Annotated in this window: 16 protein-coding genes; 12 read left to right on the forward strand and 4 right to left on the reverse strand. The window is 61.6% G+C overall.

Annotated features, from left to right (window positions below):
* Positions 1-4: 4 nt before the first annotated feature.
* Positions 5-145, reverse strand: coding sequence for a 50S ribosomal protein L34 (gene rpmH, locus ACVOLQ_RS12310; protein ID WP_006404565.1), 141 nt, complete (start codon positions 143-145; stop codon positions 5-7).
* Positions 146-397: 252 nt separating this feature from the next.
* Here rpmH and dnaA point away from each other — a divergent pair, with 252 nt between their 5' ends.
* The 12 genes from dnaA (at position 398) to ACVOLQ_RS12370 (ending at position 13,976) form a co-directional block, all read left to right on the forward strand.
* The gene (gene dnaA, locus ACVOLQ_RS12315) at positions 398-1,726 is read left to right on the forward strand and encodes a chromosomal replication initiator protein DnaA (RefSeq protein WP_481528195.1); all 1,329 of its coding nucleotides are present in this window, start codon (positions 398-400) and stop codon (positions 1,724-1,726) included.
* 367 nt (positions 1,727-2,093) lie between these two features.
* Positions 2,094-3,194: a DNA polymerase III subunit beta gene (gene dnaN / locus ACVOLQ_RS12320; RefSeq protein ID WP_313173732.1), complete on the forward strand. Its 1,101-nt coding sequence runs from the start codon at positions 2,094-2,096 to the stop codon at positions 3,192-3,194.
* Positions 3,195-4,391: 1,197 nt separating this feature from the next.
* On the forward strand, positions 4,392-5,492 hold the full coding sequence (gene recF, locus ACVOLQ_RS12325) for a DNA replication/repair protein RecF (RefSeq protein ID WP_313173733.1): 1,101 nt from the start codon (positions 4,392-4,394) through the stop codon (positions 5,490-5,492).
* A gap of 109 nt (positions 5,493-5,601) precedes the next feature.
* Complete coding sequence (gene gyrB, locus ACVOLQ_RS12330; protein ID WP_481528196.1) at positions 5,602-8,061, forward strand: DNA topoisomerase (ATP-hydrolyzing) subunit B; 2,460 nt, start codon at positions 5,602-5,604, stop codon at positions 8,059-8,061.
* 71 nt (positions 8,062-8,132) lie between these two features.
* Complete coding sequence (locus ACVOLQ_RS12335; RefSeq protein WP_313173735.1) at positions 8,133-8,966, forward strand: CPBP family intramembrane glutamic endopeptidase; 834 nt, start codon at positions 8,133-8,135, stop codon at positions 8,964-8,966.
* Between the two features lie 70 nt (positions 8,967-9,036).
* Entirely contained in the window at positions 9,037-9,843 is an 807-nt protein-coding gene (locus ACVOLQ_RS12340) for a M48 family metallopeptidase (protein WP_313173736.1), read from the forward strand.
* Positions 9,844-9,974: 131 nt separating this feature from the next.
* Positions 9,975-11,159 (forward strand): heme biosynthesis protein HemY, encoded by a 1,185-nt coding sequence (locus ACVOLQ_RS12345; protein ID WP_313173737.1) that lies wholly within the window; start codon positions 9,975-9,977, stop codon positions 11,157-11,159.
* Positions 11,160-11,305: 146 nt separating this feature from the next.
* Positions 11,306-11,977: an energy transducer TonB gene (locus ACVOLQ_RS12350; protein ID WP_481528197.1), complete on the forward strand. Its 672-nt coding sequence runs from the start codon at positions 11,306-11,308 to the stop codon at positions 11,975-11,977.
* Between the two features lie 86 nt (positions 11,978-12,063).
* A complete protein-coding gene (gene exbB, locus ACVOLQ_RS12355) occupies positions 12,064-12,807 on the forward strand; it encodes a TonB-system energizer ExbB (protein ID WP_313173739.1) in 744 nt (247 codons plus the stop codon).
* A 47-nt stretch (positions 12,808-12,854) separates the two neighbouring features.
* A complete protein-coding gene (locus ACVOLQ_RS12360) occupies positions 12,855-13,280 on the forward strand; it encodes an ExbD/TolR family protein (protein WP_282268370.1) in 426 nt (141 codons plus the stop codon).
* Positions 13,281-13,283: 3 nt separating this feature from the next.
* Positions 13,284-13,694, forward strand: coding sequence for an ExbD/TolR family protein (locus ACVOLQ_RS12365; protein ID WP_282268368.1), 411 nt, complete (start codon positions 13,284-13,286; stop codon positions 13,692-13,694).
* 21 nt (positions 13,695-13,715) lie between these two features.
* A complete protein-coding gene (locus ACVOLQ_RS12370; RefSeq protein ID WP_481528198.1) occupies positions 13,716-13,976 on the forward strand; it encodes a hypothetical protein in 261 nt (86 codons plus the stop codon).
* Positions 13,977-14,873: 897 nt separating this feature from the next.
* On the opposite strand, the gene ACVOLQ_RS12375 is transcribed toward ACVOLQ_RS12370, so the two are convergent.
* The 3 genes from ACVOLQ_RS12375 to cls all read right to left on the reverse strand — a co-directional run bounded on the left by ACVOLQ_RS12375 (position 14,874) and on the right by cls (position 17,590).
* Complete coding sequence (locus ACVOLQ_RS12375; RefSeq protein WP_313173740.1) at positions 14,874-15,641, reverse strand: pyridoxine 5'-phosphate synthase; 768 nt, start codon at positions 15,639-15,641, stop codon at positions 14,874-14,876.
* Positions 15,638-15,952, reverse strand: coding sequence for a hypothetical protein (locus tag ACVOLQ_RS12380; RefSeq protein WP_481528199.1), 315 nt, complete (start codon positions 15,950-15,952; stop codon positions 15,638-15,640). Before ACVOLQ_RS12380 ends, ACVOLQ_RS12375 begins: the two co-directional genes overlap by 4 nt.
* 177 nt (positions 15,953-16,129) lie before the next feature.
* Positions 16,130-17,590: a cardiolipin synthase gene (cls, locus tag ACVOLQ_RS12385; RefSeq protein ID WP_313495530.1), complete on the reverse strand. Its 1,461-nt coding sequence runs from the start codon at positions 17,588-17,590 to the stop codon at positions 16,130-16,132.
* Positions 17,591-17,621: the final 31 nt, after the last annotated feature.

A 17,621-nucleotide genomic window follows, 5' to 3' on the forward strand; every position in this document is an offset into this window, starting at 1 on the left:
GCAATCAAGCGCTGAGGACTTTGCGGCCCTTGGCGCGGCGACGCGACAGGATCTTGCGGCCGTCGGCGGTCTTCATACGAGCACGGAAACCGTGATCGCGCTTGCGCTTGAGGTTGCTGGGCTGGAACGTGCGCTTGGTGGCCATTGGGGCACCTGTATGAAGTGGACGGAAAGAACCGGAAATTCTATAGACCCCCTCGGGGTCCCGTCAAGTCTGGCTTGACAAAGCTATCCACAGGCCGGTGTACATCTTGTGGATGAGCCTGTGAATAAAACCGGGACAAGCATTCCCGCATCGGGCCGGCGGTGGTAGTCTGAGCCATCCACTTTCCCCCTTCCGGCCTGTGGCCCGGCGGCTTTCTGCGCCCGGCTGGCAAGCCTTTGACGATTATTGCTGATGGATGCCTGGACACGTTGTCTTGAACGTCTGGAGGCGGAATTTCCGCCCGAAGATGTCCACACCTGGTTGAAGCCGCTGCAGGCCGACCAACGCGCAGACAGCCTTGTGCTGTACGCGCCCAACGCCTTTATTGTCGATCAAGTGCGCGAACGCTACCTGTCGCGGATCGGCGAACTGCTGACCCATTTCGCCGGTTTTGGCGAGGTGATCCTGGAAATCGGCTCGCGTCCGCGGGCACCGGAGCCGGCGCCGCTGGTCGCCCCAAGCACCGGTTCCGTGCCTACCGCTCCCGTCGTGCCGTTCAACGGCAACCTCGATGCGCATTACACCTTCACCAATTTCGTCGAAGGCCGCAGCAACCAGCTCGGTCTGGCGGCGGCATTCCAGGCGGCGCAGAAGCCGGGCGATCGTGCGCACAACCCGCTGCTGCTGTACGGCGGCACCGGCCTGGGTAAAACCCACCTGATGCTGGCCGCAGGCAATGCCATGCGCCAGGCCAATCCGGCGGCAAAAGTGCTGTATCTGCGATCGGAACAGTTCTTCAGCGCGATGATCCGTGCGTTGCAGGAAAAGACCATGGACCAGTTCAAGCGCCAGTTCCAGCAGGTCGACGCGCTGCTGATCGATGACATCCAGTTCTTCGCCGGCAAGGACCGCACCCAGGAAGAGTTTTTCCATACTTTCAATGCGTTGTTCGATGGCAAGCAACAGATCATCCTGACCTGCGACCGCTATCCACGTGAAGTGGAAGGCCTGGAAGCCCGCCTGAAATCGCGCCTGGCCTGGGGTTTGTCGGTGGCCATCGAGCCGCCGGACTTTGAAACCCGTGCTGCCATCGTGCTGGCCAAGGCCCGCGAACGCGGCGCCGAGATTCCGGACGACGTGGCCTTCCTGATCGCCAAGAAGATGCGCTCCAACGTGCGTGATCTGGAAGGTGCGCTCAATACGCTGACTGCCCGCGCCAATTTCACCGGGCGCGCGATCACCACCGAGTTTGCCCAGGAAACCCTGCGCGATCTGCTGCGTGCCCAGCAACAAGCCATCAGCATCCCCAATATCCAGAAAACGGTTGCCGACTACTACGGCCTGCAGATCAAGGATCTGCTGTCAAAGCGGCGCACCCGTTCCCTGGCCCGTCCACGCCAGGTGGCCATGGCGCTGACCAAGGAACTGACTGAACACAGCCTGCCGGAAATCGGCGACGCCTTTGCCGGCCGCGACCACACCACGGTGCTGCACGCCTGTCGGCAGATCCGCACGTTGATGGAAACCGACGGCAAGCTGCGCGAGGACTGGGACAAGCTGATCCGCAAGCTCAGCGAGTAAGCCCCGACGCTGCCCTGTGGAAACGCTCATCGATGAAACAGGTGGGAAAACCATTGGGGCAACGAGGTCTGGGCCGGAAGTGCAGCGAATGATGCACCGACGCCACTGCGGCGTCATCGCACAAAACGGTGCATGATTCGGGGGCAGGTTCTGGGGAAGTTGTGGATAAAATTGGCCGGCAGATCCGGATCAAAATTATCCACAGGTTCACCCACCTGCTCAGGACCAGTAATACATGGGTTTCAGTTTCAATAAAACCTTTAAAAACAAACACTTGGGTGTGTTTTAAACCAAATCTGGCTCTACCAGCACCACCAAGCTTTTGATTTAATCCACATCTTTTAAAAGCATAGGGGCACGAAACCACATGCGTTTCACACTGCAGCGCGAAGCCTTTCTCAAGCCGTTGGCCCAGGTCGTCAACGTGGTTGAACGCCGTCAGACCCTGCCGGTTCTGGCTAATTTCCTCGTCCAGGTTCAGGGCGGCCAGCTTTCGCTGACCGGTACCGATCTGGAAGTGGAAATGGTCTCCCGCATTGCGGTCGAAGACGCCCAGGACGGCGAAACCACGATTCCGGCACGCAAGCTGTTCGAAATCATCCGCGCCCTGCCCGATGGCAGCCGAATCACGGTTTCGCAGACGGGCGACAAGATCACGGTCCAGGCTGGCCGTAGCCGTTTCACCCTGGCCACGTTGCCCGCCAACGACTTCCCGTCGGTTGACGAGGTTGAAGCCACCGAACGCGTTGTCGTGCCGGAAGCCGCGTTGAAGGAACTGATCGAACGCACGGCGTTCGCGATGGCGCAGCAGGACGTGCGCTATTACCTCAACGGCCTGCTGTTTGACCTGCGCGACAGCATCCTGCGTTGCGTTGCCACCGACGGCCACCGTCTGGCCCTGTGCGAAACCGCACTGGAAAACGATAACGGCGCCAAGCGCCAGATCATCGTGCCGCGCAAGGGCGTGACCGAACTGCAGCGTCTGCTGGAAGGCGGCGAGCGCGAAGTCGAGCTGGAAGTTGGCCGTAGCCACGTGCGCATGAAGCGCGACGATGTCACCTTCACCTCGAAGCTGATCGACGGCCGTTTCCCGGATTACGAAGCAGTGATTCCGATCGGGGCCGACCGCGAAGTGAAGGTCGAGCGCGAAACCCTGCGCGCCTCGCTGCAGCGTGCGGCAATTCTCTCCAACGAGAAGTACCGCGGTGTTCGCGTCGAAGTGACCCCGGGCCAGCTGAAGATCAGCGCGCATAACCCGGAGCAGGAAGAGGCGCAGGAAGAAATCGAGGCCGACACCACGGTCAGCGACCTGGCTATCGGCTTCAACGTGAACTACCTGCTCGATGCCCTGTCAGCGTTGCGCGATGAGCATGTTGTCATCCAGCTGCGTGATTCCAACTCCTCGGCACTGGTGCGTGAAGCCAGCAGCGAGAAGTCGCGTCACGTGGTGATGCCGCTGCGTCTCTGACCTGCAGGTTCCACGTGGAACACGAAGAAGCCCGGCTTACTGCCGGGCTTTTTTATTTCCGGCTGAGGTTCCACGTGGAACAGATGAGCCTATGCCCCGCAAGGCACTGGGTTCTGGATGGCCAGCAAGGCCTGTCCAATCCAATCGCTTTCCTCTTGCAAGGAGAAGCAGCCAATCCCCAGGCAAGGCAACCCCAGGTTTCGGCCAGCCAATATGATTGGCAATGATTCCTCTGTTGCGACCAGATACCGGCTTCAATCGGCCAAACGCTCGGATCTACGATTTCGAAGGGCATAACGTCCCCTCCTGGAGTTCTTGCCCGATCGCTCCATTGGCAGCTCGAAGCTTGATATCCGTGGAAGCCCTACCCTGCAAGCGTATCCCTTGCCGTGGAACGCGCCTGGTGGGTGAAGATCGCGGTTGCGCGCAGCGGGATTGAATCCGTAGCGCTTTAAGCCGCGCAAGTTTCCCCCTGCTTTCGCTGATTCCAACGCGAAGCCCAAACGCGGGACTTGAGCCAACAGCTTGAACCTTGAAATTCCAGGCCAGGAACCCTGTGTGATTGATCAGATTTCAAGAAATCAGGAGCTGTGAAAGCGTTGCCTGAAGCAGAGGACAGCGCGGACTTGGAATTCAAACCTGGCGCGGCCCGGATTTCTTCAAATCTGAAGCGGAGGCCTGGATCCCCGGCACCAGAATTGAAGGATTCAAAGCTCTGGCTTTTCGCCTTTCCTGGTTGCCGGTTTTCTCAGCTCTATGCTTTAAATCTGAGAATAAATCAAAAGCTTGGTGGTGATGGTAGGAGCAGATTTTATGTAGAACTAGTTTAAGTTGTTGTTTTAGCGAAGTTTATTGGTGCCGAAACCCCCTGTAAAACAGGGCTTCTAGCCTGTGGATATCTGTGGATAAGGCCTGGATGGGCTCTCAGGCCCAAATTTATCCACAGATTGCCCAACTTATACACAGGGTTTGTACCCCGACCTATACCGGCCCCAAAAAACGCGAGATTTCGCGAAATCTGCAGCGGGACTGCCCTGCCCATCGATCAGATTTGAAGAAATCTTGCGATGTTCCACGTGGTGTGGATCGGGGAATGGCAGCGCGCAGGCTTGGCCTGCTCAAACCGGACGGATGCTTTAAGCTGCGCATGGCCAGCCACGGCTCCCGTGCTGGCGTCGTGCTTTCTTTCGAGCGTCAATGCATATCGTCCGTGTTGCCTTGAACCGCGTGCGTCGGTTCGATTCTGTGGAACTGGCCCCCCGCCCCGGCATCAATCTGATCACCGGCGCCAATGGCGCGGGAAAAACCAGCGTGCTCGAAGCCCTGCACCTGATGGCCTACGGCCGCAGCTTCCGTGGTCGCGTGCGCGATGGTCTGGTGCAGAAAGGCGCCGAGAATCTGGACGTTTTTGTCGAATGGCAGGAACGTAGCGACGCAGAATTGGGCGTTTCTACGCGGCGCGCCGGTCTACGACACAGTGGGCAGGCCTGGAAGGGCCGTCTGGACGGCGAAGATGTGGCTCAACTGGGCAATCTATGCGCTGCGTTGGCCGTTGTTACCTTTGAACCAGGCAGCCATGCGTTGGTCAGTGGCGGTAGCGAACCCCGGCGACGCTTCATCGATTGGGGATTGTTCCACGTGGAACCTGACTTCCTTCCCCTGTGGCGGCGTTACACGCGGGCCTTGAAGCAGCGCAATGCGCTGTTGAAGATGGGGGCGCCCGGGAAACAGTTGGATGCCTGGGATTGGGAGCTGGCTGAAGCCGGAACTCCCCTCACCTCACGTCGCCAGCACTATCTGGAACGCCTGCAGGAGCGGGCGGTCGCAATTGCTGCAGATCTTGCACCTGGGCTGCAATTGAGTGCCTTGGAACTGCAGCCGGGCTGGCGCCGGCACGAAATGTCGCTGGGCGATGCTCTGCTGCTGGCCCGTGAGCGCGACCGTAGCGCAGGCTATACCTCGGTTGGGCCGCACCGGGCCGACTGGAGCGTTGGTTTCACGCAGATCCCTGGCCGAGATGCTCTATCGCGCGGGCAAGCCAAGCTCACTGCCCTGGCCTGTTTGTTGGGTCAGGCAGACGATTACGCCAGTCAACGCGGCGAATGGCCGGTAATCGCCCTGGATGACCTTGGCTCGGAGCTGGATCGCAATCACCAGCAGCGCGTTCTGCAATTCCTGGCTGCAACACCGGCGCAGATCTTCATCACGGCAACCGAAACACCGGCCGCACTGGAAGCAGAACTGCAGCCGGCGGCTGTGTTCCACGTGGAACATGGCACCATCAAGGCCGCAAGTTGAGCCTTCAGGGCGGAAATTCCCCCGGCAGGTATAATCGGAACGTCATCCCCTATCTCTCATGCCCGTTCCCCGGAACGGCGCATGACCTGCGGAGCCTACGGCAAGCGCAATGAGCGAAGAACAGAACACCCCGGTCAACAACGGCAATTACGACGCCAACAGCATCACCGCATTGGAAGGCTTGGAGGCTGTTCGCAAGCGTCCCGGTATGTACATCGGCGACGTCCATGACGGCACTGGCCTGCACCACATGGTGTTCGAGGTTGTCGACAACTCCATCGACGAAGCCCTCGCCGGTCACGCCGACAATGTGCTGGTCACCATCCATGCCGACGGTTCGGTATCGGTGGCCGATAACGGCCGCGGTATCCCGGTCGGCAAGCATGCGCAGATGAGCCAGAAGCTCGACCGCGAAGTCTCTGCTGCCGAAGTAGTGATGACGGTCCTGCACGCCGGCGGCAAGTTCGACGACAACAGCTACAAGGTTTCCGGCGGCCTGCACGGCGTCGGCGTCAGCGTGGTCAATGCCTTGTCGCAGAAGCTGATGCTGGATATCTACCAGGGTGGTTTCCACTACCAGCAGGAATACAGCGACGGTGCTGCATTGACCACGTTGAACAAGCTGGAAACCAGTGACCGCCGCGGTACGGTGCTGCGGTTCTGGCCGTCGGTGAAGGCGTTCCACGGCAACGTCGAGTTCCATTACGAAATCCTGGCGCGCCGTCTACGCGAACTTTCGTTCCTGAACTCCGGCGTCAACATCACCCTGGTGGATGAGCGCGGCGAAGGCCGTCGCGACGACTACCACTACGAAGGCGGCATCAAGAGCTTCGTCGAGCACCTGGCGCAGGTGAAGACCCCGCTGCATCCAAACGTGATCGCGGTGACTGGCGAAACCAACGGCATCGTGGTCGAGGCGGCGCTGCAGTGGACCGATTCCTACCAGGAAACGATGTACTGCTTCACCAACAATATTCCGCAGAAGGACGGCGGTACCCACCTGGCCGGTTTCCGTGCCGCGCTGACCCGTACGCTCAACAACTACATCGAGCAGAACGGCGTGGCCAAGCAGGCCAAGATCAGCCTGACCGGCGATGACATGCGCGAAGGCATGATCGCGGTGCTGTCGGTGAAGGTGCCGGACCCCAGCTTCTCCAGCCAGACCAAGGAAAAGCTGGTCAGCTCGGACGTCAAGCCGGCGGTGGAAAGCACCTTCGGCGCAAAGCTTGAAGAGTTCCTGCAGGAAAACCCGAACGAAGCCAAGGCCATTGCCGGCAAGATCGTCGATGCTGCCCGTGCGCGCGAAGCCGCGCGCAAGGCACGTGACCTGACCCGCCGCAAGGGCGCGCTGGATATCGCCGGCCTGCCGGGCAAGCTGGCCGACTGCCAGGAAAAGGATCCCGCGCTGTCCGAACTGTTCATCGTCGAGGGTGACTCGGCAGGTGGCTCGGCCAAGCAGGGCCGCAACCGCAAGAACCAGGCGGTGCTGCCGCTGCGCGGCAAGATCCTCAACGTGGAACGTGCGCGTTTCGACCGCATGCTGTCCTCCGACCAGGTCGGTACGTTGATCACCGCGCTGGGCACCGGCATCGGCCGTGACGAGTACAACCCGGACAAGCTGCGTTACCACAAGATCATCATCATGACCGACGCCGACGTCGACGGTGCGCACATCCGTACGCTGCTGTTGACGTTCTTCTACCGGCAGATGCCGGAGCTGATCGAGCGTGGCTACGTGTATATCGGCCTGCCGCCGCTGTACAAGATCAAGCAGGGCAAGACCGAGTTGTACCTGAAGGACGACCCGGCGCTGGACGCCTACCTGGCCAACAACGCAGTGGAAAACGCGGCGTTGGTTCCGGCTGCCGGCGAGCCGCCGATCGAAGGCGTGGCGCTGGAGAAGCTGCTGATGACGTATGCAGCGGCGCAGGAAACCATTGCCCGCAACGCGCATCGCTACGATCGCAGCCTGCTCGAGGCGCTGGTCGATTTCACTCCGATGGACCTGGAGCATCTGCGCTCGGCACCGGAAGGTGAAGGACTGGAGGCCCTGGCCAAGCGTCTGAACCAGGGCAGCCTGGGGACGCCGCGTTTCACCTTGGTGCTGCAGGAGCCGAACGAGCACCGCCCGGCCGCCGTGCTGGTGACCCGTCGTCACATGGGCGAGGAACACACCCAGGTATTGCCGCTGGCTGCCTTTGAGTCCGGCGAACTGCGCCAGCTGCATGTGGCCTCGCAGTTGCTGCACGGCTTGGTGCGCGAGGGTGCCACCATCAACCGCGGCAACAAGTCCTCCGAGATCACCGGCTTCGCCCAGGCCCAGGCCTGGTTGATGGAAGAGGCCAAGAAGGGTCGCCAGATCCAGCGCTTCAAGGGCCTGGGTGAGATGAACCCGGAACAGCTGTGGGATACCACCGTGAACCCGGATACCCGCCGTCTGTTGCAGGTCCGCATCGAAGACGCGGTGGAAGCCGACCAGATCTTCAGCACCTTGATGGGCGACGTGGTGGAACCACGCCGTGATTTCATCGAGAGCAATGCCTTGAAGGTCACGAATCTGGATATCTGATCCAGAGCAGCAATCCGCGTGGGCGCCGACAACGGCGCCCACCTTTTTTCCGCGCTACTCCCAGGTCCGCGATGTCCACCCTCCCCGACGTGCCGCTCTCCCCGTCCTCCTCGCCGACGCCCACCAACGGATCGCCGCTGCTCGGTTTCAGCCTGGACCTGCTGATCGGCATCGCCACCTTGCTGTTCCTCAGCGTGCTGGGCGGACTGGCCTGGGGCCTGGGCCGCGGTTTCGAGGTCGGAATGCAGGCTGCGCGTGAGGGAAACACCCAGGGGGCGGCGGCGTTGGCCAACTCGCTGGGCACGCCAGGTGCCTTGGCGCAGATGCTGATCGCGCTGTTTTCCACCGGCGGTGCTGCGTTGCTGCTGTACTTCCTGCGTCGCCGTGCCAGCCCGGCAGAACGTGCGCAATCGCATCAGGCAGTACGTCGTGCCTCGACCTGGGGCTGGACCGCGCTGGTCGCTGCCGGGGTATTTCTTGGCAGCAGTGGTATTGGTTGGGCCGCCAAGCAGATGGGGGTGGAGCCGGTGCCCACCAACCTGCTGTTGATGCAGCAGGCATGGGCGCAATACCCGCTGTTCCTGATTGCCTTTGCGGTACTGCTGGCGCCGGCCTATGAAGAATTGCTGTTCCGGCGCGTGCTGTTTGGGCGCCTGTGGGCGGCCGGGCGGCCCCTGCTGGGTATCGTGCTCAGCAGCGCCGCTTTCGCCCTGGTGCATGAAATCCCCGGCACCAGCCCCAACAGCTTCCCGGCGATGCTGCAGCTGTGGTTGATCTACGGCGGCATGGGGGCAGCGTTTGCCTGGGTGTATCGCAAGACCGGGACCTTGTGGGCGCCGGTGGTCGCGCACGCGGTGAACAACGCGATTGCCCTTGCCGCCATGGTCCTGCTGGGCACGCAATAACGCCGGCACCGGTTGACGAAAAATTAAGCAAGACACTCGCACACTGCAGATGTGAACGAGGGGATCCCTGATGAAAGCCATCGGACTAGCCGTAATTACCGCGCTGCTGCTCAGCGCGTGCGCAACCACAACCTCTCCCACCGGGCGGCGCCAGGTCGTTGGCGGTGTTTCGCAGCAACAGCTCGATCAACTCGGTGCCCAGGCCTTTGCTGAAACCAAGGCCAAGCAGACCCTCAACCGCGATGCCAAGCAGAACGCCTACGTGCAATGCGTGGTGAATGCATTGGTTGCGCAGTTGCCGCAGCAATACCATGGCGTACGGTGGGAAACCGCGGTATTCGTCGAGAAGGAACCGAACGCGTTCGCCCTGCCCGGCGGCAAGGTGGGCGTGAACACCGGCATCTTCACCGTCGCCAGGAACCAGGATCAGCTGGCAGCGGTCATTGGCCACGAGATCGGCCATGTGATCTCGCGCCACCACGAAGAACGCCTCACCCGGCAGCAGGGCACCCAGCTCGGGCTGGGCATCCTGGGAGCGTTGGCTGGTGCCGCCTACGGCGATACCGCCGCCAGCGCGGTCAATCAATTCGGTGGCATGGGTGCCCAGGGCCTGATCCTGCTGCCCGGTTCACGGACCCAGGAAAGTGAGGCCGACGTGGTGGGGCAACGCCTGATGGCACAGGCCGGGTTTGACCCCTCACAAGCGGTGAATCTATGGCAGAACATGATGGCTGCCAGCGGAAATCGCTCCCCGCAGTGGCTTTCCACCCACCCGGACCCGGCCAACCGCATCCGTGAGTTGCAACGCGATACCCCTGCGCTTGAACCTGTATATCAGCAGGCGAGGCGCTCTGGTGTAGTCCCACGCTGCGGCTGAGGGTAGGGTTTTTGTGCAGTACACAATCGGAAGTGATTTCTCCGTCAAATAATTTCTGATACGTTTGTGTGCTCGGTTTCGTTCCGACAGTTTGAATTTCTACCGCCACGGCGGCCCCTTCGAGGTGAAACATGATCTTCCGCAGCCAAAAGCACGCCGTGCTCTCCATCCTGATCGCCACTGCATTGGGCGGTGTCGTCATCGCTGACGCTGCGGCACAGTCGCGTTCCTCGGAGCGTCGTGGCAACAGGGACAGCGCAAAGGCGGAAGTCCTGTTCCCGGAAGCCACCCGTGTCGAACCCAAGGGCAAGGCCTCCTCGAAGATGGCCAGCAAGCTCAACAAGCTGTTTGCCGCCTACAACAAGAGCGAGTACGCCGAGACCCGTACGCTGGCTGATGAAATCCTCGCCTCGCCCGATGCCAATGATTACGACAAGGCCGTCGCCAACCAGCTGGCCTCGCAGGGTGCCTACAACCTTGACGACAACGCCGCTGCCAAGCAGTACCTGCAGCAGGCGATCGCGCTGAACCAGCTGGACAACAATGGCCACTTCCAGGCGATGTTGATGCTGGCCCAGCTGCAGTTGCAGGACGACCAGCTGGCCGAAGGCCTGGCCAACCTGGACAAGTACTTCGCCGAGTCCAAGTCGAACAAGCCCGAAGAACTGATCATCAAGGGCCAGGCGCTGTACCAGAGTGAAAAGTACGCCGAGGCGATCCCGGTGCTGAAGGCGGCCATCGCTGCCTCGCCCGAGCCGAAGGACAACTGGAACCAGCTGCTGATGGCCGCCTACTCCGAAGCCGGCCAGACCGGTGAAGCGGTGAAGGAAGCCGAGGCACTGGCGGCGAAGAATCCGGCCGACAAGAAGGCCCAGCTCAATCTGGCCAGCATGTACATGCAGGCCGACCAGATGGACAAGGCTGCCGCAGTGATGGACAAGCTGCGCGCGGCTGGACAGCTCACCGAAGAGCGCGAATACAAGCAGTTGTATTCGATCTACGCCAACACCGACAACAAGGAACGGGACGTCATTGCGGTGATCAACGAGGGTATCTCCAAGGGCATCCTCAAGCCGGACTACCAGACCTATCTGGCGCTGGCGCAGTCGTACTACTACACCGAGCAGGTGCCGCAGGCGATCGAAGCCTGGAGGAACGCGGCCCCGCTGTCCAAGGACGGTGAAACGTACCTGAATCTGGCCCGGGTTTTGCATTCGGAAGGTCGTATTCCCGAAGCCAAGCAGGCCGCGCGTGACGCACTGGCCAAGGGCATCAAAAACCCGGCTGATGCAAACAAAATCATCAACCTGAAGTAAGCAGGAATAACGCCTGAACAGCTGCATTTTAGATGCGCAGCTGGTCAGGATTGGTATAAGCTTGGAGGTTCCTGCGGTGTCATGCACCGCTGAATCAGGGGTGGCTTCACACCACCACCCCGACCCCACTAAAGAGTTCTTGGCGCATGACGGAACAACTGGTCTTCCACCACAGGTATGACACCCAGAAAGAAACGGGCCTGAGCTGGCCCCGTATCGCGGGTATCGCATTTGTAATCGCACTGCATCTCGCAGCCCTGATGATGCTCCTGATTCCGGCCGTTGCCCCCAAGGCAGCTGCGGAGAAGGAACGCAACGTCATGGTGACGTTGGTCGACGCTCCGCCGCCGCCACCGCCGCCGCCGCCGCCGCCGCCGCCGCAGGACACCCCGCCGCCGCCGGTCAAGAATCTGGCTCCGCCGAAGCAGTCGCCGCTGCCGCCGCCACCGGAAGCACCGGTGATCGACGTGCCGGAACCGCGTCCGAACGACGTGGTTACGCCGCCGGCTCCGCCTGCCCCGCCGTCACCGCCGGTTGATATCCAGGCCAGCGTGGACATCTCGTCCAAGGCCATGAACCCGCCGCGTTACCCGCCGGCTGCATTCCGTGCCGGTATCCAGGGCGAGGTCATCCTGATCATTGATGTCGATGCCAGCGGCAACGTCACCAATGTGTCTGTCGAGAAGTCCAGCCGCAACCGCGACCTCGACCGAGCTGCAATGGAAGCGGCGCGCAAGTGGAAGTTCAACCCCGCCCAGAGCGGTGGATCGAAGGCAGCTGGTCGCGTCCGCGTCCCGGTCAACTTTGCGCTGAGCTGATCCAGGGGGCGGCTTCGATAGCCGCCACCAGGTCAGGTCAACATTAGCTACACCCTTTAACACCACACACAACAAAGGTAAGCGTCATGCTGCAGGAAATTTTCATCGCCGCTGCTGCCGGGGGCAACGCAAACAACGCTCTCTCGCAGATGGGCTTCGAGCATCTGATCCACGAAATGACCACCAAGCCGGGCGATTTCGCCGTTTCCTGGGTGGTGTTGCTGACCCTGGTGATCATGTCGGCCATGTCCTGGTACTGGACCGTCATCAACATCTTCCGCACCGCTCGCCTGAAGTCGGCTGCTGATCGCGTGCCGTCGCAGTTCTGGGATGCCTCGAACGCACAGGACGCCATCCGCGCCATGGAAGAACAGCCGGCTTCGGAGCCGTTCTCCAAGATCGCTCTGGACGCAGCCCAGGCTGCTGCCCACCACCAGCAGGCTGGTGCTTCGGAAACCCTGAGCCGTTCGGAATTCGTTGACCGCGCCCTGCGTCAGGCCGTGACCCGCGAATCCAACAAGCTGCAGGGCGGCATGATCCTGCTGGCCACCGTCGGTGCAACCGCTCCGTTCGTGGGTCTGCTGGGTACCGTGTGGGGCATCTACGGCGCGCTGATCAAGATCGGTGCAACCGGTTCGGCCTCGATCGACGCCGTTGCCGGCCCGGTGGGTGAAGCACTGATCATGACCGCCATCGGTCTGTTCGTGGCTATCCCGGCCGTGTTCGCCTTCAACTTCTTCAGCAAGATCAACAGCGCGACTGTCAGCAAGTTCGACACCTTCGCTCACGATCTGCACGACTTCTTCGCCACCGGTTCGCGCGTTCGCTAATCCGGCACGTCGAGTAAGTCTTCGCAACGATATAGACGGAGCCCGTTATGGCTTTCAGTAGTGGTAACAGCAGCGGCCCGATGGCCGACATCAACGTCACTCCCCTCGTGGACGTGATGTTGGTGCTGCTGATCATCTTCATCATCACGGCTCCCCTGATGTCCCACAAGGTCAAGGTGGAGTTGCCGGAAGCCAACCTGATCCAGAACCCGGAAGATGCGCCTGATCGCAAAAATCCGATTACGGTGGCGGTCAAGGAAGACGGCAAGCTCTACTGGAACGACGAAGAGGTCTCGAAGGAGACCTTGGAGTCGCGTTTCGCGACTGCTGCCCAGCAGACGCCGCAGCCGCCGCTGAACCTGCGTGGTGACAAGACCACCAAGATGAAGGTGATCAACGAGGTCACCAAGATCGCGCAGGGCCAGGGCATGCTGGACGTCGGTTTCGTTGCCACCAAAGAAAAGGGGCAATAAGCCATGGCATTCAGTAGTGGTGGAAACAGGGGCCCAATGGCCGACATCAACGTCACGCCCCTCGTGGACGTGATGCTGGTTCTGCTGATCATCTTCATCGTTACCGCGCCGATCATGACGTACCCGATCGCCGTGGATCTGCCGCAGCGTGTGATCAACCCGCCGCCGCAGCTGCGTGAGCCGCCGCCGCCGATCGACCTGCGTGTCGACGCCAGCAACCAGGTTTACTGGAACAACAGTCCGGTGAACGTGGGCGACCTGCAGCAGAAGATGGAAGAAGAAGTACAGAAGGATCCGACCAACCAGCCGGAACTTCGCATCGAAGCAAGCCCGGATTCGGAGTACGACGTCATGGCCAAGATCCTGGCCCAGGCGAAGAACGCTCAGATGAAGAAGATTGGCTTCGTGCAGTAAGCAACACTGCAACACCAAGTCATGACGCGACTGGAAAACGCCCTCCTTTTGGAGGGCGTTTTTTTTGGCCTCTGTTGGGCGTTGCTGCATGCGCTGCGCCAATGTTCCTGCTGCGCGCAGCGCTTCAATGAAAGCGACCAGGCGCCTTACCCACTTGTCGGAACGGCGGCGCATGCGCGGCTGCCTTTCTGGAGCGGCACAACCGCCTGCCGTATGCCCTGCGGCACACTGGTCGCCGCGATCTGCCGGGCATCGCGGCGAGAGATCAGCGCCCTTTCCTGATCGATCCCGGCATGTGGATAAGTTGCCTGCGCAGCGCGCACGCTTGTCCACATCCCTCTGTGGATAGATCAGCGCTCAGTTATCCCAACAAAGCGGTGGATCACCCTGCCCCGCCTGTGGATTACATTGCCATGATCCACGTGGAAGTCGCCCGATCTTGTGATCGGCAAGCGTGCAGTGCCGTCGCGGCGTGTGGGTGCTTCTGCAAGAACAATGGACGCGCATCACTCATACCCTCGCCCTTGCGACCGCGATTACAGCTTGTGGATAAGCCAGGCTGCTATGGATGTTTTGCGGCAATCCAGGACGGTGCCGGCGTATCGGCATGTTGCAGGGGCGGCCCGCGCTCAGGACAGGGAGGCGCCGCGACTGGCCATTTGCAACTGCAAGACCTTGACCGTTGAAGTAGCCGATATTTCAGTAAATCGCCGAAATAGCGCCGAATTGAGGGTGATTTGGCGACCTTTCGGAGTCGCACTTTACCGGCCCGGATCTGTCAGGGCAGGTATCAGCCGAGTGCGAGCAGCGTGACATCCAACGATCCACTGGCGTTCTCCCACCAGCGGGGACTACCGGGATCGGCTCCCCAAGAAGCTCGTTCTGCGGGTTTCTGCCTGTGGATAAGCCTCCCAACGAAGCACTAGCAGGGGGCGCCTCACCGATTGCTGCTGCATGCAGGGAGCGCTCAAACGCTTTATCCACAACGCTTAGCGGTTCAGCAATATCCCTACCAAACGTTGTGGAAACGTATGTGGATAAGTGTGTGGATGCAATTTCATCCCGTTGTGCCGCGCGGGAACGTTCTGTGGGCTACACGCCCATCCATAGGCCAGAGCAACGGTTTGCGGCGGCGCATGCTCAACCGCCGCGACCCTGGCCCTGCCCCGCCACCGGCGATCAGCGGCTCAGGCTTTCGGCTTCGGCAATGGCTGCAAGATAGCCTGTCACGCTCGCTTCCAGGCCGGTATAGAGCGCTTCACTGATCAAGGCGTGGCCGATGGAGACCTCCAGCACGTTGGGAACGTGGGACAGGAACGCGGCCAGGTTGGCCTGCGACAGATCATGGCCCGCATTGACGCCCAGCCCTGCAGCCTGCGCGCGACGGGCGGCATCGGCGAACTGCGCCAGTGCCTGCCACGGATCACCCGCCGCATACGCTTCGGCATAGGGGCCTGTGTACAACTCGACGCGATCGGCGCCCAGTACGGCGGCCTGGGCGATATCCGGATTGTCTGCATCGACGAACAGGCTCACCCTGCAGCCATACGACTTCAGCGTTGCAATCAGCGGGCGCAGGCGTTCACCGTCACGGGCGAAATCGAAGCCGTGGTCGGAGGTCAGCTGGCCGTCGCCATCCGGCACCAGTGTCGCCTGCGCCGGACGGGTCTGTTCGCACAATTCGAGCAAGCCCGGGTAGCCATCACGCGGTGGCGCAAACGGGTTGCCCTCGATGTTGAATTCAACGCCATGCTGCTGGGTAAGCGCAGACAGCGTCAGCACGTCAGCTGCACGGATGTGGCGCTGGTCCGGGCGCGGATGCACGGTGATGCCGTGCGCGCCGGCGCGCAGGCAGGTCATTGCCGCACGCACTACATCCGGATCATTGCCGCCGCGCGAATTGCGCAGCACCGCGATCTTGTTGACGTTGACGCTGAGCACGGTCATGGCTGCGGCAGCTCGCGGTCGCCGGAACTGGTCGAAGGCGTTGCAGTTGCCTGCACGGTCGGCGCGGGCGTCGCTGTTGGGTCAGGGCTGGCGGTGGGCTGCAACTGCGCACGCAGGGCCTGCAGCTCGGCGGCGTGCAGCGGGCGCGGCACCGTGTTCACGCTGCCAAAGCGGGCCACATACAGTCCTTTTGCCCACGCCAGCAGAAACAGCAAGGCGGCCAGCAGCGCCAGCACCAATAGCCACGCATGCGTGGTGGAAAAGGCCAGAAAAAACGCCCCAAGTGCGAGTAGTAGGAACAACCAGTACATGACGATCTCCCCGACAGAGGTGTGCAGTGTAACGGCGCTGGCAGCGCCGATTCCATGCAGGGATTCGCGCCTGGCGGCTGTACCGGTCAAATGGCGGTTCCGACCAGGCGAGACGGCCACGCCGCCGGCATCTCCCGCCGGCAACTCCCGCAGGCACGGATTTCCAGCCGGCCGCGCCTAGAGCAGGGGCGAGGCCAAGCGGGCAAAGGCTTCCGGCAGACGCTTGCGCCACAACGAGCGGTCGCGGATGGGCTGTACCTCCCCGGCGCTGTCGAACTCCGCCTGCAGGATGGCTTCCAGCTCGCCGGTGAGCTTGCGGTCGGTATACATCATCGACAGCTCGAAATTGAGCCGGAAGCTGCGATGGTCGAAGTTGGCGGTGCCGACGATGCAGGTATCGTCGTCGGCGATGAAGGCCTTGCTGTGCAGCATGCGCGGGCCGTACTCGAAGATGCGCACGCCGGCTTCCAGCAGCTCGTCGAAGTAGGAACGTGCAGCCAGCGTCACGAACCTGGAGTCGCTCTGCTTGGGCACCATCAGCCGTACATCCAGGCCGCCGAGTGCGGCCGAGGTCAGCGCCATCCGTGCGGCCTCGCCGGGAACGAAGTAGGGCGTCACCAGCCAGACACGATGCTTTGCCTCCTGGATGGCCGCCACATGCAGGCGATGGATCGGCTCCCATGCGGAATCGGGGCCGGATACCAGCACCTGCGCGTCGATGCTGCCCTGTGCGCGGGTCGGCACGTCGGCCGGGAACAGGTCGACGCGCTCGAACAACTCGGCGCCCTGACCGGTGGCGTAGATCCAGTCTTCCAGGAACACCAGCTGCAGGCTGTGCACAACTTGTCCGCGAATGCGCATATGCAGGTCGCGGTAGGCATTGGGGTTGCGGCTGTCGTCTTCCTCATCGGTGACGTTGATGCCGCCGGTAAAGGCGACGTTGCCGTCCACCACCACCAGCTTGCGGTGGGTGCGCATGTTCAACCAAGGTCGCTTCAACGGCTTGAGCAGCTGGCGTGGGTGGAACCAGGCCATCTCCGCACCGGCATCCAGCAAGGGCCGCAGGAAGGCTTTGCGGACCTTCGACGAACCTACCGCATCCAGCAGCAGGCGCACCTTGATGCCGGCGCGGGCACGTTCCACCAGCGCATCGCGCATGGCGGTGCCGGCGTGGTCGGGCTCGAAGATGTAGTACTCCAGGTTGACGTGGCGCTGCGCCTTGCCAATGGCGTCGATGATGGCGGCATAGGTCGCCGCACCATCCAGCAGCCAATCGACATCCGTTGCGGTGCTCGGCGACAGCCCGGTGGTGGCCTGCCCCACCCGCGCCAGTTCGGTACAGCTGGCATCGGGCGGGCATACCGCGTCATAGGTGCTCATGCCCTCGCGCGAGCGGCCGCGGCGCAGGCGCTGGCGCACGATCTTCTGCGGGCCGAACAGGTAGAACACGAACAGGCCGATGTACGGCAGCGCGGCCAGGGACAGGATCCAGCTCAGGGTGGCGACCGGCTCGCGCTTCTGCAGCACGATGTAGCAGGCCAGCACCAACAGATAGGTGACATAGGCGACGGCCAGGATCTGGGCGACGTGGGGAATGCTGGACAGACTTGTCCACAGGTCTTGGAGGGCTTCGCGCATCCGTCGATTCTAGCCATGGCCAATGACGGCA

The organism is Stenotrophomonas sp. STEN031 (assembly GCF_056759975.1).

Coding starts and splice junctions, on each gene's coding strand:
- ACVOLQ_RS12340 (WP_313173736.1), top strand. CDS start 9,037: ATGAAAGCCATCGGACTAGCCGTAATTACCGCGCTGCTGCTCAGCGCG.
- rpmH (WP_006404565.1), bottom strand. CDS start 145: ATGGCCACCAAGCGCACGTTCCAGCCCAGCAACCTCAAGCGCAAGCGC.
- ACVOLQ_RS12350 (WP_481528197.1), top strand. CDS start 11,306: ATGACGGAACAACTGGTCTTCCACCACAGGTATGACACCCAGAAAGAA.
- gyrB (WP_481528196.1), top strand. CDS start 5,602: ATGAGCGAAGAACAGAACACCCCGGTCAACAACGGCAATTACGACGCC.
- ACVOLQ_RS12375 (WP_313173740.1), bottom strand. CDS start 15,641: ATGACCGTGCTCAGCGTCAACGTCAACAAGATCGCGGTGCTGCGCAAT.
- dnaN (WP_313173732.1), top strand. CDS start 2,094: ATGCGTTTCACACTGCAGCGCGAAGCCTTTCTCAAGCCGTTGGCCCAG.
- ACVOLQ_RS12380 (WP_481528199.1), bottom strand. CDS start 15,952: ATGTACTGGTTGTTCCTACTACTCGCACTTGGGGCGTTTTTTCTGGCC.
- ACVOLQ_RS12370 (WP_481528198.1), top strand. CDS start 13,716: ATGACGCGACTGGAAAACGCCCTCCTTTTGGAGGGCGTTTTTTTTGGC.
- exbB (WP_313173739.1), top strand. CDS start 12,064: ATGCTGCAGGAAATTTTCATCGCCGCTGCTGCCGGGGGCAACGCAAAC.
- recF (WP_313173733.1), top strand. CDS start 4,392: ATGCATATCGTCCGTGTTGCCTTGAACCGCGTGCGTCGGTTCGATTCT.
- cls (WP_313495530.1), bottom strand. CDS start 17,590: ATGCGCGAAGCCCTCCAAGACCTGTGGACAAGTCTGTCCAGCATTCCC.
- ACVOLQ_RS12345 (WP_313173737.1), top strand. CDS start 9,975: ATGATCTTCCGCAGCCAAAAGCACGCCGTGCTCTCCATCCTGATCGCC.
- dnaA (WP_481528195.1), top strand. CDS start 398: ATGGATGCCTGGACACGTTGTCTTGAACGTCTGGAGGCGGAATTTCCG.
- ACVOLQ_RS12360 (WP_282268370.1), top strand. CDS start 12,855: ATGGCTTTCAGTAGTGGTAACAGCAGCGGCCCGATGGCCGACATCAAC.
- ACVOLQ_RS12365 (WP_282268368.1), top strand. CDS start 13,284: ATGGCATTCAGTAGTGGTGGAAACAGGGGCCCAATGGCCGACATCAAC.
- ACVOLQ_RS12335 (WP_313173735.1), top strand. CDS start 8,133: ATGTCCACCCTCCCCGACGTGCCGCTCTCCCCGTCCTCCTCGCCGACG.